The 16,418-nt window shown below is 71.6% G+C and carries 17 protein-coding genes and 1 tRNA gene; 3 read left to right on the top strand and 15 right to left on the bottom strand.

What is annotated here, in order from left to right; translation table 11 throughout:
* Nucleotides 1–21: 21 nt before the first annotated feature.
* The 9 genes from cysD to AB0L06_RS37355 form a co-directional block, all read right to left on the bottom strand.
* Nucleotides 22–939, bottom strand: coding sequence for a sulfate adenylyltransferase subunit CysD (gene cysD, locus AB0L06_RS37315; protein WP_500235924.1), 918 nt, complete (start codon nt 937–939; stop codon nt 22–24).
* A 44-nt stretch (nt 940–983) separates the two neighbouring features.
* The gene (locus AB0L06_RS37320; protein WP_500235925.1) at nt 984–1,910 is read right to left on the bottom strand and encodes an inositol monophosphatase family protein; all 927 of its coding nucleotides are present in this window, start codon (nt 1,908–1,910) and stop codon (nt 984–986) included.
* A 93-nt stretch (nt 1,911–2,003) separates the two neighbouring features.
* Nucleotides 2,004–3,389, bottom strand: a complete 1,386-nt coding sequence (locus tag AB0L06_RS37325) for a sugar transferase (RefSeq protein WP_500235926.1) — start codon at nt 3,387–3,389, stop codon at nt 2,004–2,006.
* 198 nt (nt 3,390–3,587) lie between these two features.
* Nucleotides 3,588–4,163: an aminoacyl-tRNA hydrolase gene (gene pth / locus AB0L06_RS37330; protein WP_500235927.1), complete on the bottom strand. Its 576-nt coding sequence runs from the start codon at nt 4,161–4,163 to the stop codon at nt 3,588–3,590.
* A gap of 100 nt (nt 4,164–4,263) precedes the next feature.
* Entirely contained in the window at nt 4,264–4,890 is a 627-nt protein-coding gene (locus AB0L06_RS37335; protein ID WP_500235928.1) for a 50S ribosomal protein L25/general stress protein Ctc, read from the bottom strand.
* A gap of 368 nt (nt 4,891–5,258) precedes the next feature.
* On the bottom strand, nt 5,259–6,227 hold the full coding sequence (locus tag AB0L06_RS37340; RefSeq protein ID WP_500235929.1) for a ribose-phosphate diphosphokinase: 969 nt from the start codon (nt 6,225–6,227) through the stop codon (nt 5,259–5,261).
* A gap of 40 nt (nt 6,228–6,267) precedes the next feature.
* Entirely contained in the window at nt 6,268–7,749 is a 1,482-nt protein-coding gene (gene glmU, locus AB0L06_RS37345; protein WP_500235930.1) for a bifunctional UDP-N-acetylglucosamine diphosphorylase/glucosamine-1-phosphate N-acetyltransferase GlmU, read from the bottom strand.
* Between the two features lie 180 nt (nt 7,750–7,929).
* A tRNA-Gln gene (locus tag AB0L06_RS37350) sits at nt 7,930–8,001 on the bottom strand.
* Between the two features lie 77 nt (nt 8,002–8,078).
* A complete protein-coding gene (locus tag AB0L06_RS37355) occupies nt 8,079–8,963 on the bottom strand; it encodes an ADP-ribosylglycohydrolase family protein (protein ID WP_500235931.1) in 885 nt (294 codons plus the stop codon).
* A gap of 213 nt (nt 8,964–9,176) precedes the next feature.
* Here AB0L06_RS37355 and AB0L06_RS37360 point away from each other — a divergent pair, with 213 nt between their 5' ends.
* Together AB0L06_RS37360 and AB0L06_RS37365 are read left to right on the top strand one after the other, a co-directional pair.
* Nucleotides 9,177–10,181: an acyl-CoA desaturase gene (locus AB0L06_RS37360; protein ID WP_500235932.1), complete on the top strand. Its 1,005-nt coding sequence runs from the start codon at nt 9,177–9,179 to the stop codon at nt 10,179–10,181.
* A gap of 53 nt (nt 10,182–10,234) precedes the next feature.
* Nucleotides 10,235–11,086 carry a TetR/AcrR family transcriptional regulator gene (locus tag AB0L06_RS37365; protein ID WP_500235933.1) on the top strand — a complete coding sequence of 284 codons (852 nt, stop codon included), beginning with the start codon at nt 10,235–10,237 and terminating at the stop codon, nt 11,084–11,086.
* Between the two features lie 136 nt (nt 11,087–11,222).
* Here AB0L06_RS37365 and AB0L06_RS37370 read toward each other — a convergent pair whose 3' ends face one another.
* Nucleotides 11,223–11,585, bottom strand: coding sequence for a VOC family protein (locus AB0L06_RS37370; RefSeq protein WP_500235934.1), 363 nt, complete (start codon nt 11,583–11,585; stop codon nt 11,223–11,225).
* Between the two features lie 100 nt (nt 11,586–11,685).
* On the bottom strand, nt 11,686–12,495 hold the full coding sequence (locus AB0L06_RS37375) for a trans-aconitate 2-methyltransferase (protein WP_500235935.1): 810 nt from the start codon (nt 12,493–12,495) through the stop codon (nt 11,686–11,688).
* Between the two features lie 75 nt (nt 12,496–12,570).
* On the opposite strand from AB0L06_RS37375, the gene AB0L06_RS37380 reads away from it, so the two are divergent.
* On the top strand, nt 12,571–13,068 hold the full coding sequence (locus AB0L06_RS37380; protein ID WP_500235936.1) for a MarR family winged helix-turn-helix transcriptional regulator: 498 nt from the start codon (nt 12,571–12,573) through the stop codon (nt 13,066–13,068).
* A 3-nt stretch (nt 13,069–13,071) separates the two neighbouring features.
* Here the strand turns inward: AB0L06_RS37380 and AB0L06_RS37385 are convergent, their stop codons facing one another.
* From AB0L06_RS37385 to AB0L06_RS37400, 4 genes are all read right to left on the bottom strand, one after another.
* The gene (locus tag AB0L06_RS37385; protein WP_500235937.1) at nt 13,072–13,305 is read right to left on the bottom strand and encodes a hypothetical protein; all 234 of its coding nucleotides are present in this window, start codon (nt 13,303–13,305) and stop codon (nt 13,072–13,074) included.
* Nucleotides 13,305–13,568, bottom strand: a complete 264-nt coding sequence (locus AB0L06_RS37390; RefSeq protein WP_500235938.1) for a hypothetical protein — start codon at nt 13,566–13,568, stop codon at nt 13,305–13,307. Before AB0L06_RS37390 ends, AB0L06_RS37385 begins: the two co-directional genes overlap by 1 nt.
* Nucleotides 13,569–13,646: 78 nt before the next feature.
* Nucleotides 13,647–15,431 (bottom strand): ABC-F family ATP-binding cassette domain-containing protein, encoded by a 1,785-nt coding sequence (locus AB0L06_RS37395; RefSeq protein ID WP_500235940.1) that lies wholly within the window; start codon nt 15,429–15,431, stop codon nt 13,647–13,649.
* A 7-nt stretch (nt 15,432–15,438) separates the two neighbouring features.
* Nucleotides 15,439–16,356, bottom strand: a complete 918-nt coding sequence (locus AB0L06_RS37400) for a 4-(cytidine 5'-diphospho)-2-C-methyl-D-erythritol kinase (protein WP_500235941.1) — start codon at nt 16,354–16,356, stop codon at nt 15,439–15,441.
* Between the last annotated feature and the right edge of the window lie 62 nt (nt 16,357–16,418).

Raw genomic sequence — 16,418 nt, forward strand, 5'->3', positions numbered from 1 at the left:
TCGCACCCATTGCAGCGCTCACTAGAAGTACCCCTCCTTCTTGCGGTCCTCCATGGCGGCCTCGGAGGCCCGGTCGTCGGCGCGGGTCTGCCCGCGCTCGGTGATCCGGGTGGCCGCGATCTCCTCGATGACCTGCTCCAGCGTCGACGCCGCCGACTTCACCGCGCCCGTGCAGGACGCGTCGCCGACCGTGCGGTACCGGACGGTCGCCTCGAACTCCGGCTCGTCGTCGCCGCGCCTGGCGAAGCCGGTCTGCGCGTCCAGCAGCATGCCGTCGCGCTCGAACACCCGGCGGGTGTGCGCGAAGTAGATGGGCGGCAGCTCCAGCTCCTCGCGCCGGACGTAGTCCCAGATGTCCAGCTCGGTCCAGTTCGAGATCGGGAACACCCGGACGTGCTCACCCTGCCGGATGCGCGTGTTGTACAGGTTCCACAGCTCGGGACGCTGGTTCTTCGGGTCCCACTGCCCGAACTCGTCGCGGAACGACACGACGCGCTCCTTGGCGCGGGCCTTCTCCTCGTCGCGGCGGGCGCCGCCGAACGCGGCGTCGAACCGGTGCTCCTCGATCGCGTCCAGCAGCGTCGTGGTCTGCAGCCGGTTGCGGGACGCGCGCCGGCCGGTCTCCTCCGCGACGCGTCCCGCGTCGATGGACTCCTGCACGGACGCGACGACCAGGCGCAGGCCCAGCTCCTCCACGCGCCGGTCGCGGTACTCGATGACCTCGGGGAAGTTGTGCCCGGTGTCGACGTGCATGACCGGGAACGGGACGGGTGCGGGCCAGAACGCCTTCTGCGCCAGGCGCAGCATCACGATGCTGTCCTTGCCGCCGGAGAAGAGCAGGACGGGCCGCTCGAACTCGGCGGCCACCTCCCGGATGATGTGGATCGACTCGGCTTCCAGCACGTCCAGTTGGGACAGCAGGTAATCGGAACGCTGCATGGGTGGCGACTTCCTGACTTCGGGGCGGCGCAGGTCGGGGCTGGTCATGAGGCGGTGTCCGGCAGGTCCCGGATGCCGTCCAGCAGCGTCGACGACGATCCGGGGTGGCACACCAGGATATCCGGCAGCCGGGGATCGGCCAGGTTGTAGACCAGTGGCGACCCGTCCACACGCGACGCGTGCGCGCCCGCCGCGAGCGCGACCGCGGCCGGGGCCGCCGAGTCCCACTCGTACTGGCCGCCCGCGTGGACGTAGCCGTCCACCTCGCCGAGCAGCACGGCCGAGATCTTCGCGCCCGCCGACCCGATCGGCACGAGGCCGAGCTCGACCGGCACGAGCTTCGCGAGCTCGTCGAGGAACGCGGGCGGACGCGACCGGCTCACCGCGATCCGCAGCCGCCCGGGCTCGGCGGGCTCCGGCACGACCAGCTCCCCCGCCTCCGCCCGCGCGGAACCGAGGGTGCCCGCCGTCCAGCCGGACGCCGCGGGGCCCGTGGGCAGGACGGCCGCGCCGGACGCCGTGGTGTGGAGGGTCACGCCTCGCGCGGGCAGCGCGACCGCGCCCGCCGCGAGGTGGTCGCCGGTCCAGAGCGCGACGTGGACGGCCCAGTCGAGCCGTCCCTCCTCGCTGAACTCGCGGGTGCCGTCGAGCGGGTCGATGATCCAGACGCGCGGCGCGGCGAGCCGGTCCTCGACCGCGGTGTTGGCGGTCGGCGCGGCGGACGATCCGGCGGACCGCTTGCCCGCGACCGACGCCCGTCCCTCCTCGGAGAGCACCGCGTCGTCCGGACGGCGCTCGGCGAGCCTCGCCATCAGGTACTCGTGCGCCCGCAGGTCACCGGTGTCCTTGAGCGTGCGCGCGTCGCCGAAGCCCAGCTCGTCGCGGACGGAGAGGAGCAGCCGCCCCGCCTCCGTCGCCAGCTCGGCCGCCAGCGCGTGGTCCGTCGTCCGGTCCGTTCCGAGGTCCGTCATCCCGTCCGTCCCCTATTCCCGACTCAGCCGATCAGTTGGGTCAACAATGCCATGTCCACCGGAACCGGACACATCTGGACCCATCCCAGCGGCTCAGTACGCGCCCGAACCCCTGACCACCGCCGACCACGTCTTCCACATGATCTGGAGGTCCATCGCCAGCGACCAGTTCTCCACGTACCGCAGGTCGAGCCGGACCGACTCCTCCCAGCTGAGGTCGGACCGCCCGCTCACCTGCCAGAGCCCGGTCAACCCGGGCCGGACCACCAGCCGCCGGTACACGTCGCCACCGTACCTGGCGACCTCCTCCGGCAGGGGCGGACGCGGTCCCACCAGGGACATCTCACCGCGCAGGACATTGATCAGCTGGGGCAGCTCGTCCAGGGAGTAGCGCCGCAGCAGCCGGCCCACCCGGGTCACCCGGGGATCGGAGCGGATCTTGAACAGGACGCCGTCGTGCTCGTTGTCGTCCATCAGCTCGGCCTTGCGGTTCTCGGCGTCCACGACCATCGTGCGGAACTTCAGCACGGTGAACTCGCGGCCGCCGCGCCCGACCCGGACCTGCCGGAACAGCACCGGCCCGCGGTCGGTCAGCTTCACCGCCGCGGCGACGGTCAGCATCAGCGGGCTCAGCACGAGCAGGGCCAGCCCCGCGCCGACCCGGTCGAGCAGCCCCTTGAGCGCCTTGCGGACGCCGTCCAGCTCCGGATGCTCCACGTGCAGCAGCGGCAGCCCGGACACCGGGCGGATCGAGATGCGCGGGCCCGCCACGTCCATCAGCGCGGGCGCGACGGCGAGCTCCACGTCGTCCCGCTCGATCTGCCAGGCCAGCCGGCGCAGCGCCACGCCGTCCATCTCGGGACAGGCCAGGACGGCGACCGAGTCGGCCCCGACCCGCTCCACGACCTGCGCGACCTGGCCGAAATCACCTTCGACCGGGACCTTGCGGACCGGGCCGCCCCGGTCGCTCGGCGGCAGGCACACCGCCACGACGTCCATGCCGTGGTACCGCTTCTGCCGCAGCAGGCGGATCAGGTCCGACAGCGCCGCGCGGTGCCCGACCGCGACGACCCGGCGCATGCAGTCGCCCTTCCAGCGCCGCCGGTGCAGCCGCTTGCGCAGCCGGAACCGCGCGACCAGGGTCAGGAGGACGCCGAGCGGCAGCGCGATCGCCACGTAGCCGCGAGCGATCTCGATCTTGAACGCGTAGGAGAGCATCGCGACGGACGCGGCGAGCAGGAACCCCGCGCGCAGCACGCGGTGGAACTCCTCGTACCCGACGCCGGTGTAACGCGGCCGGTAGGCCCGGCACAACGCGAGCCCGACCAGCCAGAACATCGGCAGGATCAGGCTGAACCCCAGGTAGGGAACGTCGTCATCGGACGGAACGCCGGGGAACCTCACCGCGAACGCCACACCCGCGCCCAGGAGCATGGCCAGCGCGTCGAGCGCCACCGCGGCCCGCTGGTAAGCCCGCATCCATCGCTGGACACCAGACCGTGCCCGGGCCGCCCCGGAGGACTCGGCTTCCGAGAGAAGCCCGTCCACCACGGTCATGCACTGATCACCGCCTTGCTCGCCTGCCCCGGAGAGTGGTTCACACCTCGGTGACGGCCGAATACCGCACGAGGTTCACATGCGCCCAGATGCACCACGTTGTGATGCATCTTACGGGCGTCACGAAACGTGGAAGACGTTCTGTGCGGCGTCCAGGCCGTCCGTGAGCAACGCCTCCACGGCGTCACCTGCGCGTTCGGCGTTCAGATCGAGTTCCTTGCGCTCGGTCGACGAGAAGTCCTTGAGGACGAAGTCGGCGGCGTCCATCCGGCCGGGCGGACGGCCCACGCCGAAGCGAACCCGCAGGTAGTCCTTGTCGCCGAGGGACTTGGTGATGGACCGCAGCCCGTTGTGCCCGTTGTCCCCGCCGCCCTTCTTGAGGCGGATCGCCCCGTACGGGATGTCGAGCTCGTCGTGGACGACGATCGTGCGCTCGAGCGGGACCTTGTAGAAGTCGCGCAGCGCCTTCACCGGGCCGCCCGAATCGTTCATGTACGAGCGCGGCTTGGCGAGGATGACGCGGGCGCCCGCGAGCCGCCCTTCCAGGACGTCCGCGCGCCCCTTGTGCGACTTGAACCGGCCGCCGACGCGTCCGCCCAGGACGTCCAGCACCATGAACCCGGCGTTGTGCCGGTTGCCCGCGTAGGACGGCCCGGGGTTGCCCAGTCCCACGACCAGCCACAGATCAGTGCTCACCACGGTTCCTCGGAGAAAAGGGCACGGCCCCTTCCGGTGCGGACGCACCGGAAGGGGCCGTGCTCAAAGTTGCTGAACGAGCGTCAGACCGGACCGGTCGTCACTCGGCGGCGGCCTCGGCGGCCTCAGCCTCGGTCGGCACCTCGGCCTCGGCCTCGGCGGCCTCGCCCTCGGTGTCGCCCGCGGACACCGACGCGTCGTTGATCTGCAGGATCAGCGCCTCGGTGTCGGTGACCAGCGTGACGCCGGCCGGAAGCTTCACGGCGGAGGCGAGCACCTGGGTGCCGATCTCCAGGCCGTCGATCGAGACGTCCACGGCGGACGGGATGTGGGTGGCCTCGGCCTCGACCGACAGCTGGACGGTCTCCTGGGCCACGACGCCGCCGGCGATGACGTCGCCGACCACGTTCACCGGGATGTCGACGTTGACCTTCTCGCCGCGCTTCACCGCGAGCAGGTCGACGTGCTCGATGGAGCCCTTGACCGGGTCGCGCTGGACGTCCTTCGGCAGGGCCAGCTCGGCGTCCTTGCCGTCGAACTGGATCGACAGCAGCACGTTGGCGGTCTTCAGGGCGAGCATGAGCTCGTGACCCGGCAGCGCGATGTGCACGGGGTCGGTGCCGTGGCCGTAGAGGACGGCGGGCACCTTGCCGGCCCGGCGGGTGCGCCGCGCGGCACCCTTACCGAACTCGGTGCGCGGCTCGGCGGCGATGCGTACCTCGGACACGGCGAAAACTCCTCGTTGTTGCGATCCACGGCCGACCACACGGTCGTCCGCTACGGACAGTGCGAAATCAGGCGTTGCTCGATGCGTCATGCGATGCGTCATGCGCCTCGAAGACTCGTTCGCGTTCCCCCGGGGAGTGCGGAACCTGCCCAGGTTCCACTGCCAGGGCCGCACTGAACCGACCCGGGGACATACGCGGATTCACAGAGTCTAGCCGATGGCCGGAACGCCTCAGTCCACCGGCCGCCGCATCGCGCGGGCGCCGGACGGGCCCATCGGGACGATCCACCCGTGATCGCCGGAGCGGCGGCCCGTGGAACGCGCGAACGCCCGGCCCGCGAGGCGGACCGGGCGTTCGTCGGGGTCGATCAGCTGTGACCGCCGAACAGGCTGGTCACCGAGCCGTCGGAGAACACCTCGTGGATCGCGCGGGCGACCAGCGGGGCGATCGACAGGACGGTCAGCTTGTCGAACTGCTTGTCCTCCGGGATCGGCAGCGTGTTGGTCAGCACGACCTCGGAGATCCGGGAGTTCTTCAGCCGGTCCACGGCCGGGCCGGACAGCACGCCGTGGGTGGCGGCGACGACGACCTTGGTCGCGCCCTGCTCGAACAGCGCGTCGGCGGCCTTCACGATCGTCCCGGCGGTGTCGATCATGTCGTCGACGACCACGCAGGTGCGGCCCTTGACGTTGCCGACGACGTCGAAGACCTTGACCTCGTTGGCCACGTCCGGGTCGCGCTTCTTGTGGATGATCGCCATCGGGACGCCGCCGAGGCGGTCCGACCAGCGCTCGGTGACGCGCACCCGGCCGGCGTCCGGCGCGACCACGGTGACCTGGGACAGGTCCAGCTTGTCCTCGAAGTGGTCGGCCAGCAGGTCCAGTGCGAACAGGTGGTCGACCGGGCCGTCGAAGAAGCCCTGGATCTGCGCGGTGTGCAGGTCGACGGTGATCAGCCGGTCCGCGCCCGCGGTCTTGAACAGGTCGGCCATCAGCCGGGCCGAGATCGGCTCGCGGCCGCGGTGCTTCTTGTCCTGCCGCGCGTAGCCGAAGAACGGCGCGACCACGGTGATCCGCTTGGCGGAGGCGCGCTTCAGCGCGTCCACCATGATCAGCTGCTCCATGATCCACTGGTTGATCGGCGCGGTGTGGCTCTGCACCACGAACGCGTCGCTGCCACGGACCGACTCCAGGAACCGGACGAAGGTCTCGCCGTTGGCGAAGTCGTAGGCGGAGGTCGGCGTCAGCTCGACGTCGAGGTTCGCCGCGACCTCTTTTGCCAGTTCCGGGTGGGCGCGGCCGGTGAAGAGCATCAGCTTCTTCTGGCCGCTGGTCATGATCCCACTCACTTGGACGACTCCCCCTCAGTTGCGCCGCTCACTCGCCGGCCTCGCTCTCGTCCCGCTCCGGGATCTCTTCCCGCTCCGGGTCCGCGTTCTCGCGGGCCCGGCGGGCCGCCTCGGCGTAAGGGGTGCCGGAGCGCCTGCGCTCGACCCACCCCTCGATGTTGCGCTGCCGCCCGCGGGCGACGGCGATGGCGCCGTGCGGCACGTCACTGGTGATCGCCGACCCTGCGGCGGTGGTCGCCCCGTCGCCCAGCTCGACCGGTGCGATCAGCACCGTGTTGCTGCCGACGAACGCGCGGGTCCCGATCACGGTCCGGGACTTGGTCACGCCGTCGTAGTTGGCGAAGATCGTGCCCGCGCCGATGTTGGCGCCCGGCCCGATCTCGGCGTCCCCGGCGTAGGTGAGGTGCGGGACCTTCGCACCCTCGCCGACGTGCGAGTTCTTCATCTCGACGTACGTACCCGCCTTGGCCTTGCGGTCAAGCCTGGTGCCGGGACGCAGATAGGCGTAGGGCCCGACGCTGGCCTCCGGGCCGATCTCGGCCTCGACGCAGACCGCGTTGACCACGCGGGCGTCCTCGCCGACCGTGGTGTCGGTGAGGGTGCAGCCGGGGCCGACCTCGGCGCCCGCGGCGAGCCGGGTGGCGCCGTGGAGCTGGGTGTTCGGGTGGACGACCGCGTCCGGTTCGATGGCGACCTGGACGTCGACCCAGACGGACGCGGGGTCGACGATGGTCACCCCCGCGCGCATGAAGCCTTCCAGGAGGCGGTCGTTGAGCTGGCGGCGGGCCTGGGCGAGCTGGACCCGGTCGTTCACGCCCTGCGTCTCCACCCAGTCCGGGACGAGATGGGCGCCGGCGCGGTGGCCGTCCCCGCGCAGGATCGCGACGACGTCGGTGAGGTACTCCTCGCCGCTGGCGTTGTCGGTGCTGACCCGCTTGAGCGCGTCGGCCAGCAGGGCGCCGTCGAAGGCGTACATGCCGACGTTGATCTCGCGGATCCCGCGCTGGGCGTCGGTGGCGTCCTTGTGCTCGACGATGCCCGTGACCGCGCCGTCCTCCTCCCGGAGGATGCGGCCGTAGCCGGTGGCGTCGGGCATCTCGGTGGTCAGGACGGTCACGGCGTTGCCCTCGCCCTCGTGCGTGCGCACGAGCTCGGCGAGGGTCTCGCCGCGCAGCAGCGGGTGGTCGCCGTTGGTGACGACCACGGTCCCGTGGAGTTCCCCGGCGTGCTCCAGCGCGGTGCGGACGGCGTGACCGGTGCCGCCCTGACGCTCCTGGACGACCGGGACGGCGTGCGGCGCGGCCCCCTCGAGATGCTCGGTGACCTGCTCGCGCCGGTGGCCGACGACCACGAGCGTCCGCTCGGGGTCGAGGGCTCCCGCCGCGGCCAGGACGTGGCCGAGCATGGAGCGCCCGCACAGCTCGTGCAGGACCTTGGAGGTACGGGACTTCATCCGGGAGCCCTCACCTGCGGCGAGGACGATGACGGCAGCCGGGCGGCTGGCACTCACTAGGAGGCTCCTCGGCATCGCGGACGGGTGTCGTGTCGAGATGCGCGCCTGCGCTCGTTCACCTGCCGTCGACCGGGATCCGGAGAACGGCGGGGCAGGTCAGAGCGCACCCGACACCCGAAGGATACCGTCCGGCCCGGATCTGTCAGCCAGCACCCGAGCCGGGAGGAAGCCGGTCAGCTCCGGCGCAAGGATTCGAACCTTGTCTAAGGGCACCAAAAACCCTTGTGCTGCCACTTACACCACGCCGGATCGCCCGGCGGGGACGACCGCCCCGCCGATCAGCACAAGGATACCGAAGCCGGGCCCCGCCTCCGGTACCCCTTTTTTCAGGCCCCGAGCCATTCGGGCAGGGGCTCCCGGGCCTCCAGCCACGCCGCGGGCGGGGCCGTCCGGACGCCCAGGATCCCGCCCACGATGGCCGCGGTGGTGTCCATGTCGCCCCCGACGGACGCGCACGCGCGGACGGCCCGCTCGTATTCGCCCAGGTGGGTGGCGACGACCCACAGGCAGAAGGGGACGGTGTCCTGCGCGGAGATCCGGGAGCCGTTCCCGAGCTCGTGCGCGGCCTCCTTGGGCGCATCCGCCGCCGTCCGGTGCAGCAGGTTCAGCGCGCGCCGCAGACCGCGCCGGACGTACTGTCCGGAACCGGGCGTGTGGTCGAGAGCGATTTCGATCACATCTCGGGGGGACGGGTCGTCCGCGCGGGCGACGTGGGCCGCCGCGACCGCGACCGCCACGGCCCCGGCGACGCCCTCCGGATGGACATGGGTGACCTCCGCGGACAGCTCGGCCTCCTGGGCGGCGCGGTCCGGGTCGTCCGCGAAGTAGGCGCCGAGCGGGGCGACGCGCATCGCCGCGCCGTTGCCGTAGGAGCCCTTGCCCTCGAAGGAGTCGCAGGCGGCGACGCGCCAGTCGTGGCCGGACCGGACGCGGGTCAGCAGTTCGGCCGCGCCGACGCCGTACCGGCGGCCGACGTCCATGCGCTCGGCGAAGCGGGCGGCGAGGTCGTCCTGCTCGATCCGGTCGTGCCGGGCGAGGACGTCAACGATCGTGCAGGCCATCTCGGTGTCGTCCGACCAGCCCCAGGGCGCGGGCGGCAGGTCGCGGTCGGGTACGAGGTCCCGGTTGTCGAGCTCGAAGAAGCGGTCGCCGAAGGCGTCGCCCACCGAGAGTCCGTCCAGGGACGCGAGGGCGCGGGTGAGGGGTGCCATGCGGGCTCCGTCCGGGTGAGGGGTCCGAGCGTGCGGGCTGCCCTGATGGGCGGGTGCGGCGCGGGGTGACCACATGGTGACCGTAACGCGACTTTCGGGCGCTGTGAGCGATTTTACTTTCGGGCGCTGTTTACTTACGGGAGCGTAGGTTACGTTGACGTAGGTAGGCGCTCCAGGAGAAAGCGCTCTCTGAGCAGGAAGAAGTGGTGACGCATGTCCTCAGCCCCCGTCGTCGACGCAACGGAGCGACGCAAGGCGCAACCGGAATTCGACGCCGAGCCCCAGGGGACGGCGGAGAAGGTTCTGGTGGCGGTCTTCACCGGTGTCCCCTTCCTCGCGCTCTTCGCCGCGGTCCCGATGCTGTGGGGCAGCTTCCTCGGCTGGACGGACGTCGTCCTCGCCGCGATCTTCTACGTGCTCACCGCCGGCGGGATCACCGTCGGGTACCACCGGTACTTCACGCACGGGTCCTTCAAGGCCAACCGCGGCCTGAAGATCTTCCTGGCACTGGCCGGCAGCCTCGCCATGGAGGGCCCGGTCATCACCTGGGTCGCCGACCACCGGCGGCACCACAAGCACTCCGACATGGAGCTCGACCCGCACTCGCCGTGGCGGTTCGGCTCGGACTGGAAGGCCCTCACCAAGGGCCTCGCCTGGGCGCACTACGGCTGGCTGTTCGACGGCAACCGCACCAACAAGCGCCGCTACACCCCCGACCTGCTCAAGGACCGCGACATCGCGGCCCTCCACCGCTGGTTCCCGGGCCTGGTCGCGGTGACCCTGATCCTGCCGGGCGTCCTCGGCGGCCTCATCACCTGGTCCTTCCAGGGCGCGGTCACCGCGTTCTTCTGGGCCGGGCTCGTCCGGGTCACCCTCGTCCACCACGTGACCTGGTCGATCAACTCGATCTGCCACACCTTCGGCGCCGAGCACTTCGAGTCGCGCGACAAGTCCCGCAACGTGTGGTGGCTGGCGATCCCGTCGCTGGGCGAGTCCTGGCACAACCTGCACCACTCCGACCCGACGTGCGCGCGGCACGGCGTCCTCAAGGGCCAGATCGACATCAGCGCCCGGATCATCTGGGCGTTCGAGAGGCTGGGCTGGGCGACGAACGTCCGCTGGCCCAACGCCGAGCGCCTCGCCTCCCGCCGCCTGGACCGCTCCGCGATCGCCGAAACGGTCGCGGATGCCGCCCCGGGCGGCGAGAGGGCCGCGTGACCGTCACAATTGACGACGTGACTGAACCCGCCCCAAGGTCGCGCAGGAAGCGCATGACCGGCAAGGAAAGACGCGAGCAGCTCCTCACGATCGGACGGACGCTGTTCGCCGAGCGGGGCCTGGACGGCACCTCGGTGGAGGAGATCGCCGCCGCGGCGGGGGTCTCCAAGCCCGTGGTGTACGAGCACTTCGGCGGCAAGGAGGGCCTGTACGCGGTCGTCGTGGACCGCGAGTTCGAGCGGCTGCTCGCCCTGGTGACCGACGCCCTGAACTCGGCGGTCCACTACCGCTCGAAGCTGGAGAAGGCCGCCCTCGGGCTGCTCGAGTACATCGAGGAGAGCCCCGACGGGTTCCGCATCCTGGTGCGGGACTCGCACGGCGGCACCGGCACCGGCTCCTACGCGAGCCTGCTGAGCGAGATCGCCGGTGAGGTCGAGCACATCCTCGCGCAGGAGTTCAAGCGCCACGGCTACGACGACAAGGCCGCGCCCATGTACGCGCAGTCGCTCGTCGGGATGGTCGCGCTGACCGGCCAGTGGTGGCTGGACGTGCGCAAGCCCGGCCGCGAGGAGGTCGCCGCCCACATCGTCAACCTCGCCTGGAACGGCCTGTCCGGCCTCGAACCGCGCCCCTTCCTCGACCCGAGGCAGCGCCGCAAGGAGCAGGAGCGGATCGAGAGGCTGCGGGAGAAGGCCAGGGCCAAGGCCGACAAGGCCGAGGCGAAGGCCGGACGCGCCGAGGAGAAGGCCGCCGCGAAGGCCGAGAAGGCCCAGCGCAGGGCCCGCCGCGAGGACGGCTCCGACGACGAGGGCGTCCCGCCGGAGACGGACGAGACCGCGACCGAGACCTCGACAGAGGCCGAGATCGTCAGCGACCCCTTCCTCGACCCCGCGGCCACCCACTGAGGCGCGCCCCAGACGAAAGGGCGGCCCCGCACCACGCGGGAGCCGCCCTTTACTTTTTCTTTGCCATGCACCGTCCGGCCGTCACGCGGACCGGAGGAACGCGCTCATGCTCCGCGGCATCACGCCCGTCCGGCCGTCACGCGGGTTGGAGGAACTCCAGCCGGTTGCCGGCGGGGTCGGTGGCGTAGAAGCGCCGGTAGCCGGGGAACAGGCCGTCCGGGATCACCTCGTGACCGGCCGCGCGGAGGACGTCCGCCAGCGCGTCCAGGTCGTCCACGAGGAAGGCGGGATGGGCCTTCTTCGGCGCGCGGAACTCCGGGTCGGCGCCGACGTGCAGCTCCAGTCCGGGACCCCGGAACCAGGCGCCGCCGCGCTTGGCGAGCTCCTCGGGCTTCGGGATCTCGGTGAACCCCAGCACCCCGGCGTAGAAGGCGCGCATGGCGTCCTCGGATCCGGCCGGAGCCGCGATCTGGACATGGTGGTAGCCCTTGATGGCCATGGGGTTCTCCCTGGAAGGTATGGGACGCCGTCCGCCGTACGGGGTGACGCACCGCAGGGGAACGGAATCGCTTCCCCCGTCCGGCGGACGGCATCCTGCTCTAGGGATCGGCGCGCTTCGCGGCGACCACGAAGATGCGCCGGAAGGGGAACACCGTTCCGTAGGGGGTCCGCGGGTACGCCTCGCGGAGCAGGTCCCGGTACTCGCGGGCGAACCCGTCCGCGTCGGACGGGCTCAGGGCGGTCAGGACGGGCCGCAGCGCCGTCCCCTTGACCCACTCCAGCACCGGGTCGTCGCCCTGGAGCACCTGCGAGTAGGTGGTCTCCCAGGCGTCCACGCGGCAGCCGAGCCGGGCCAGGACGTCGAGGTAGCCCGACGCGTCGAGGACCGGGTCGGGCCGGACGATCCCGCCGAGCCGGTCGCGCCAGCGCGGCGACTCGCACAGCTCGCGCAGCAGGACGTGGCTCGGGGCGCCGAAGTTGCCCGGCACCTGGAAGGCGAGGACGCCGCCGCCGGTCAGCGCGTCCAGCCAGCGCGGGAACAGCTCCGCGTGCTCCGGGACCCAGTGCAGGACGGCGTTGGCGACGATCAGGTCGACCGGACGCTCCGGACGCCAGTCCGCGACGTCCCAGACGCCGAAGGCGAGCCGTCCGGGGATCTCGTGCGCGCGAGCGGCCTGGATCATCTCCAGGGAGCTGTCGTAGCCGTCGATCACGGCGTCCGGCCAGCGGGCCGCCAGGGCGGCGGTCAGCTCGCCCGGACCGCAGCCGAGATCGACCACGTAGCCCGGGCGCTCCAGCCCGGCACGCGCGACCAGCTCGAAGAACGCCCTGCCGCGTTCGCCGCCGAAGGCCCCGTACTGCTCGGGGTCCCAGACGGCCGCGGGCGGGCGACGCATATCTCTCGACATCAAGACAGATGATGCCCCGCCGCTATCTTGATGTCAAGAAAGTCGTCTCGATATCAAGACAGGTAGGGTGACCTCATGCACGACGAGGTCGATCGGCTCGTCGAGTCCTGGCACACCGAGCGCCCGGACCTCGACGTCTCCCCCCTGCTGGTCCTGAGCCGGGTCTCCCGCCTGGCCCGCCACCTGGACCGCGCCCGCCGCGCCGTGTTCGCCGAACACGACCTGGAGTCGTGGGAGTTCGACGTCCTCACCGCGCTCCGCCGCGCCGGAGCGCCCTACGAGCTCTCCCCCGGCCGCCTGCTGCGCGCCACCCTGGTCACCTCGGGCACCATGACCAACCGGATCGACCGCCTCACGGCCGCCGGCCTGGTCGAACGCCATCCGGACCCGGCCGACAAGCGCGGCGTGCTCGTCCGGCTGACCGACGCGGGCCGCACCCGTGTGGACGCCGCCTTCTCGGCCCTGCTGGAACGCGAGCACGAGTTCCTGGACGGGCTCAGCACCGCCGACCGCGAAACCCTCGGCGGGCTGCTGCGCACCCTCCTGGTGCCCTTCGACACCGACCAGGACTGACCGCTAGGCCCGCTCGATCTCGTACAGATAGACGTCCAGATCGTCGCTGATCGTGAAGCCGATCACGTGATCGCCCGCCCGGAGGTGCCAGGAGCCTTCGCCGTCCGGCGTCGCGGAGTCGGGAACGCCCTCGCGCATGATGGCGATGACGGCCCGGGCGACCTCGGCCTGCGCTGCTTTGGAGAGCTGCTCGTAAGCCTGATGGGCCAGCCGCTCCCACTCAACGTAGTAGGACACTAGGAGTCCGCCTCGGCCCGGGCCGCCCGCCCGTCGGCGATCTCCGTGAGCAGTTCCTCGCGGACGCCGTCGGGAAGGTTCGAACCCTCGACGAACTCCTCCGCGCTCATGCGGATGACCTCGCCGCGCCCCCTCCGCCGTTCCGTCTGGATCGCGTTCTTGCGCAGCCGCCGGTACTCCTCCAGGGGGACGATGACGGCGGACTCGCCGCCGAGACGGATCACCTGGTGGTCGTCGCCCTCGGGCAGCACACGCTCAGCCATGAGTCCCATGCTAGGTGCCATGGGGTCGACGCTAGGGGAGGCGGCCCTGTTGCGACTCAGGAATGCCTTAATGTCCGGTTATTCGACGTCCTCGGCGAGCATGAGCCACTCTTCCTCGACTTCGGCGGCTTCGGTCTGGAGGGCCTTGAGCTCGGCGTCGAGCTCCTGGAGCCTGCCGTAGTCGGTGGCGTGCTCGGCGAGCTTCTCGTGCAGGGCGGCCTGCTGCTTGGCCAGCTTGTCGAGGCGGCGTTCCAGGCGGTCGAGCTCCTTGCGGGCCTTCCAGTCCTGGCTGCTGCTCTTGGGCTTGGCGGCGGGCTGGGGCGCCTGCGCGGCCGCGGCCGCGGCGCGGACGGCCTCGGCGGTCTTGGTGGTCGCCCCGCCGGACGCGCGCCGGTCGAGGTACTCGTCGATGCCGCCCGGCAGGAACGAGATCCTGCCGTTGCCCAGGAGGGCGACCACGTGGTCGGTGACGCGCTCCAGGAAGTACCGGTCGTGGCTGACGACGACGAGGGTGCCCGGCCAGCCGTCGAGGATGTCCTCGAGCTCGGTGAGGGTCTCGATGTCGAGGTCGTTGGTCGGCTCGTCCAGCAGCAGGACGTTCGGCTCGCCCATCAGCAGGCGCAGGACCTGCAGGCGGCGGCGCTCGCCGCCGGACAGGTCGCCGACCGGCGTCCACTGCCGGTCGCCGCGGAAGCCGAGGCGCTCCAGCAGCTGGGACGCCGTCCACTCGCGCTTGCCGACGGTGATCCGGCGCTTGATCTCCTCGACCGACTCCAGGACGCGCCGGGACGGGTCGAGCTCGTCCAGGTTCTGGGAAAGGTGCGCCAGCTGGACGGTCTTCCCGCGGACGACCTTGCCGGACGCGGGCTGGACGTCGCCGTCCAGCAGGCGCAGGAGCGTCGACTTGCCGCTGCCGTTCACGCCGACCAGGCCGAGCCGGTCGCCGGGCCCGAGCTGCCAGGTCAGCCGCTCGAAGATGTCGTTGCCGCCGACCGTGACCGTCACGTCCTCGAGGTCGAAGACGGTCTTGCCGAGGCGGGCGGTCGCGAACTTGGTCAGCTCGACGGTGTCGCGGAGCGGCGGCTCGTCGGCGATCAGCGCCTGCGCGGCGTCCACCCGGAACTTGGGCTTGGACGTGCGGGCCTGCGGGCCGCGGCGCAGCCACGCCAGCTCCTTGCGCAGCAGGTTCTGCCGCTTGGCCTCGGTCGCGGCGGCGATCCGGGAGCGCTCGGCCTTCGCCAGGACGAACGCCGAGTAACCGCCCTCGTACCGCTCGACCTTGCCGTCCACGACCTCCCAGGTGCGGTCGGTGACCTCGTCCAGGAACCAGCGGTCGTGGGTGACGACCAGCAGCGCGACCCGGCGCTCCTTCAGGTGCCGGGCCAGCCAGGCGATCGCCTCGATGTCCAGGTGGTTGGTCGGCTCGTCCAGGACGAACAGGTCGGACTCGGGGACCAGCAGGCGCGCGAGGGCCACCCGGCGGCGCTCACCGCCGGACATCCCGGCGATCGGGGCGTCGAGCGGCAGGTCCGACAGCAGGCCGGAGAGGATCTCCCGGACCCGCATGTCGCCCGCCCACTCGTGCTCGGCCCGGTCGCCCAGCACCATGGAGCTGACGGTCGCGCCCTCCGGGAACTCGTCGCGCTGGGTGAGGTAGCCCATGCGGAGACCACGGGTGTGGGTGACGCGGCCGTCGTCCGGCTCCAGAAGGCGGGCGAGGATCGCGACCAGGGTGGACTTGCCGCCCCCGTTGCGTCCGACGACGCCGATCCGGTCGCCCTCGTCCAGGCCCAGGGACACCCCGCTCAGAAGCGGGGACGGTCCGTACGACTTGCTGATGTTCTCAACATTGATCAGATTCACGGCGGTCTCAGACTACCGTCGCGCCGGGAACGGGACCGTGCGCGCGGACGACCTGCCGGGCCACGCCCGTCTGGGCGAGCGCGGCGGCCAGGTCGGCCGCATGGCCGGACGACTCGGCGAGGAACGCCGTGGTCGGGCCGGATCCGGAGACCAGCGAGCCGATCGCGCCCAGCTCCCGGCCCGCGTCCAGGGTGCGGCGCAGCGAGGGGCGCAGCATCAGCGCGGCGGGCTGGAGATCGTTGGTCAGGGCCGCGCCCAGGGCTCGGGCGTCCCCGGCCGCCAGGGCCTTCATCAGCGCCTCGGACGGCTGCGGCCATGGCACCGGCTCGTCCAGCGCCGCGCGCATCCGGTCGCACTCGCCGTAGACGGCCGGGGTGGACAGGCCGCCGTCCGCCGTCGCGAACACCCAGTGGAACGTGCCGGACGTCTCGACCGGCGTGAGCCGCTCGCCCCGGCCGAGGCCGATCGCGGTGTCGCCGAGCAGCGCGAACGGCACATCACTGCCGATCTTGGCGGCCAGGTCCGGCAGGGTCGGGAGGGCGAGGTCGGCCTTCCAGAGCCGGGCGCAGGCCAGCAGGGCCGCGGCGGCGTCGGCGCTGCCGCCGGCCATGCCGCCCGCGACCGGGATCGCCTTGCGGATGCGCAGCTCCACGTTCGGCTCGACGCCGAGGCTCTCGGCCAGCAGCCGGGCGGCGCGCAGGGCCAGGTTGTCGCCGTCGACCGGGACGTCCTCGATCGCGACCTGCGCGTCCGGGGCGGCCTCGACCGTCACCACCGGCGCGTCCGCGGGGAGGGCCGTCACCTCGTCGAACAGCGACACGGCGTGGAAGACGTTGACCAGGTCGTGGTAGCCGTCGTCGCGGAGGGGCCCGACGCCGAGCTGGAGGTTCACCTTCGCGGGGACGCGCACCGTCACTGGAGTCACGCTTACCGAGCGTACGGTAAGCGCGACCCGCCCCGAGCCGTCAGGCCCCGGAACCCGGGGCC

Source organism: Spirillospora sp. NPDC052269, from assembly GCF_040679435.1.
Classification (GTDB): domain Bacteria; phylum Actinomycetota; class Actinomycetes; order Streptosporangiales; family Streptosporangiaceae; genus Spirillospora.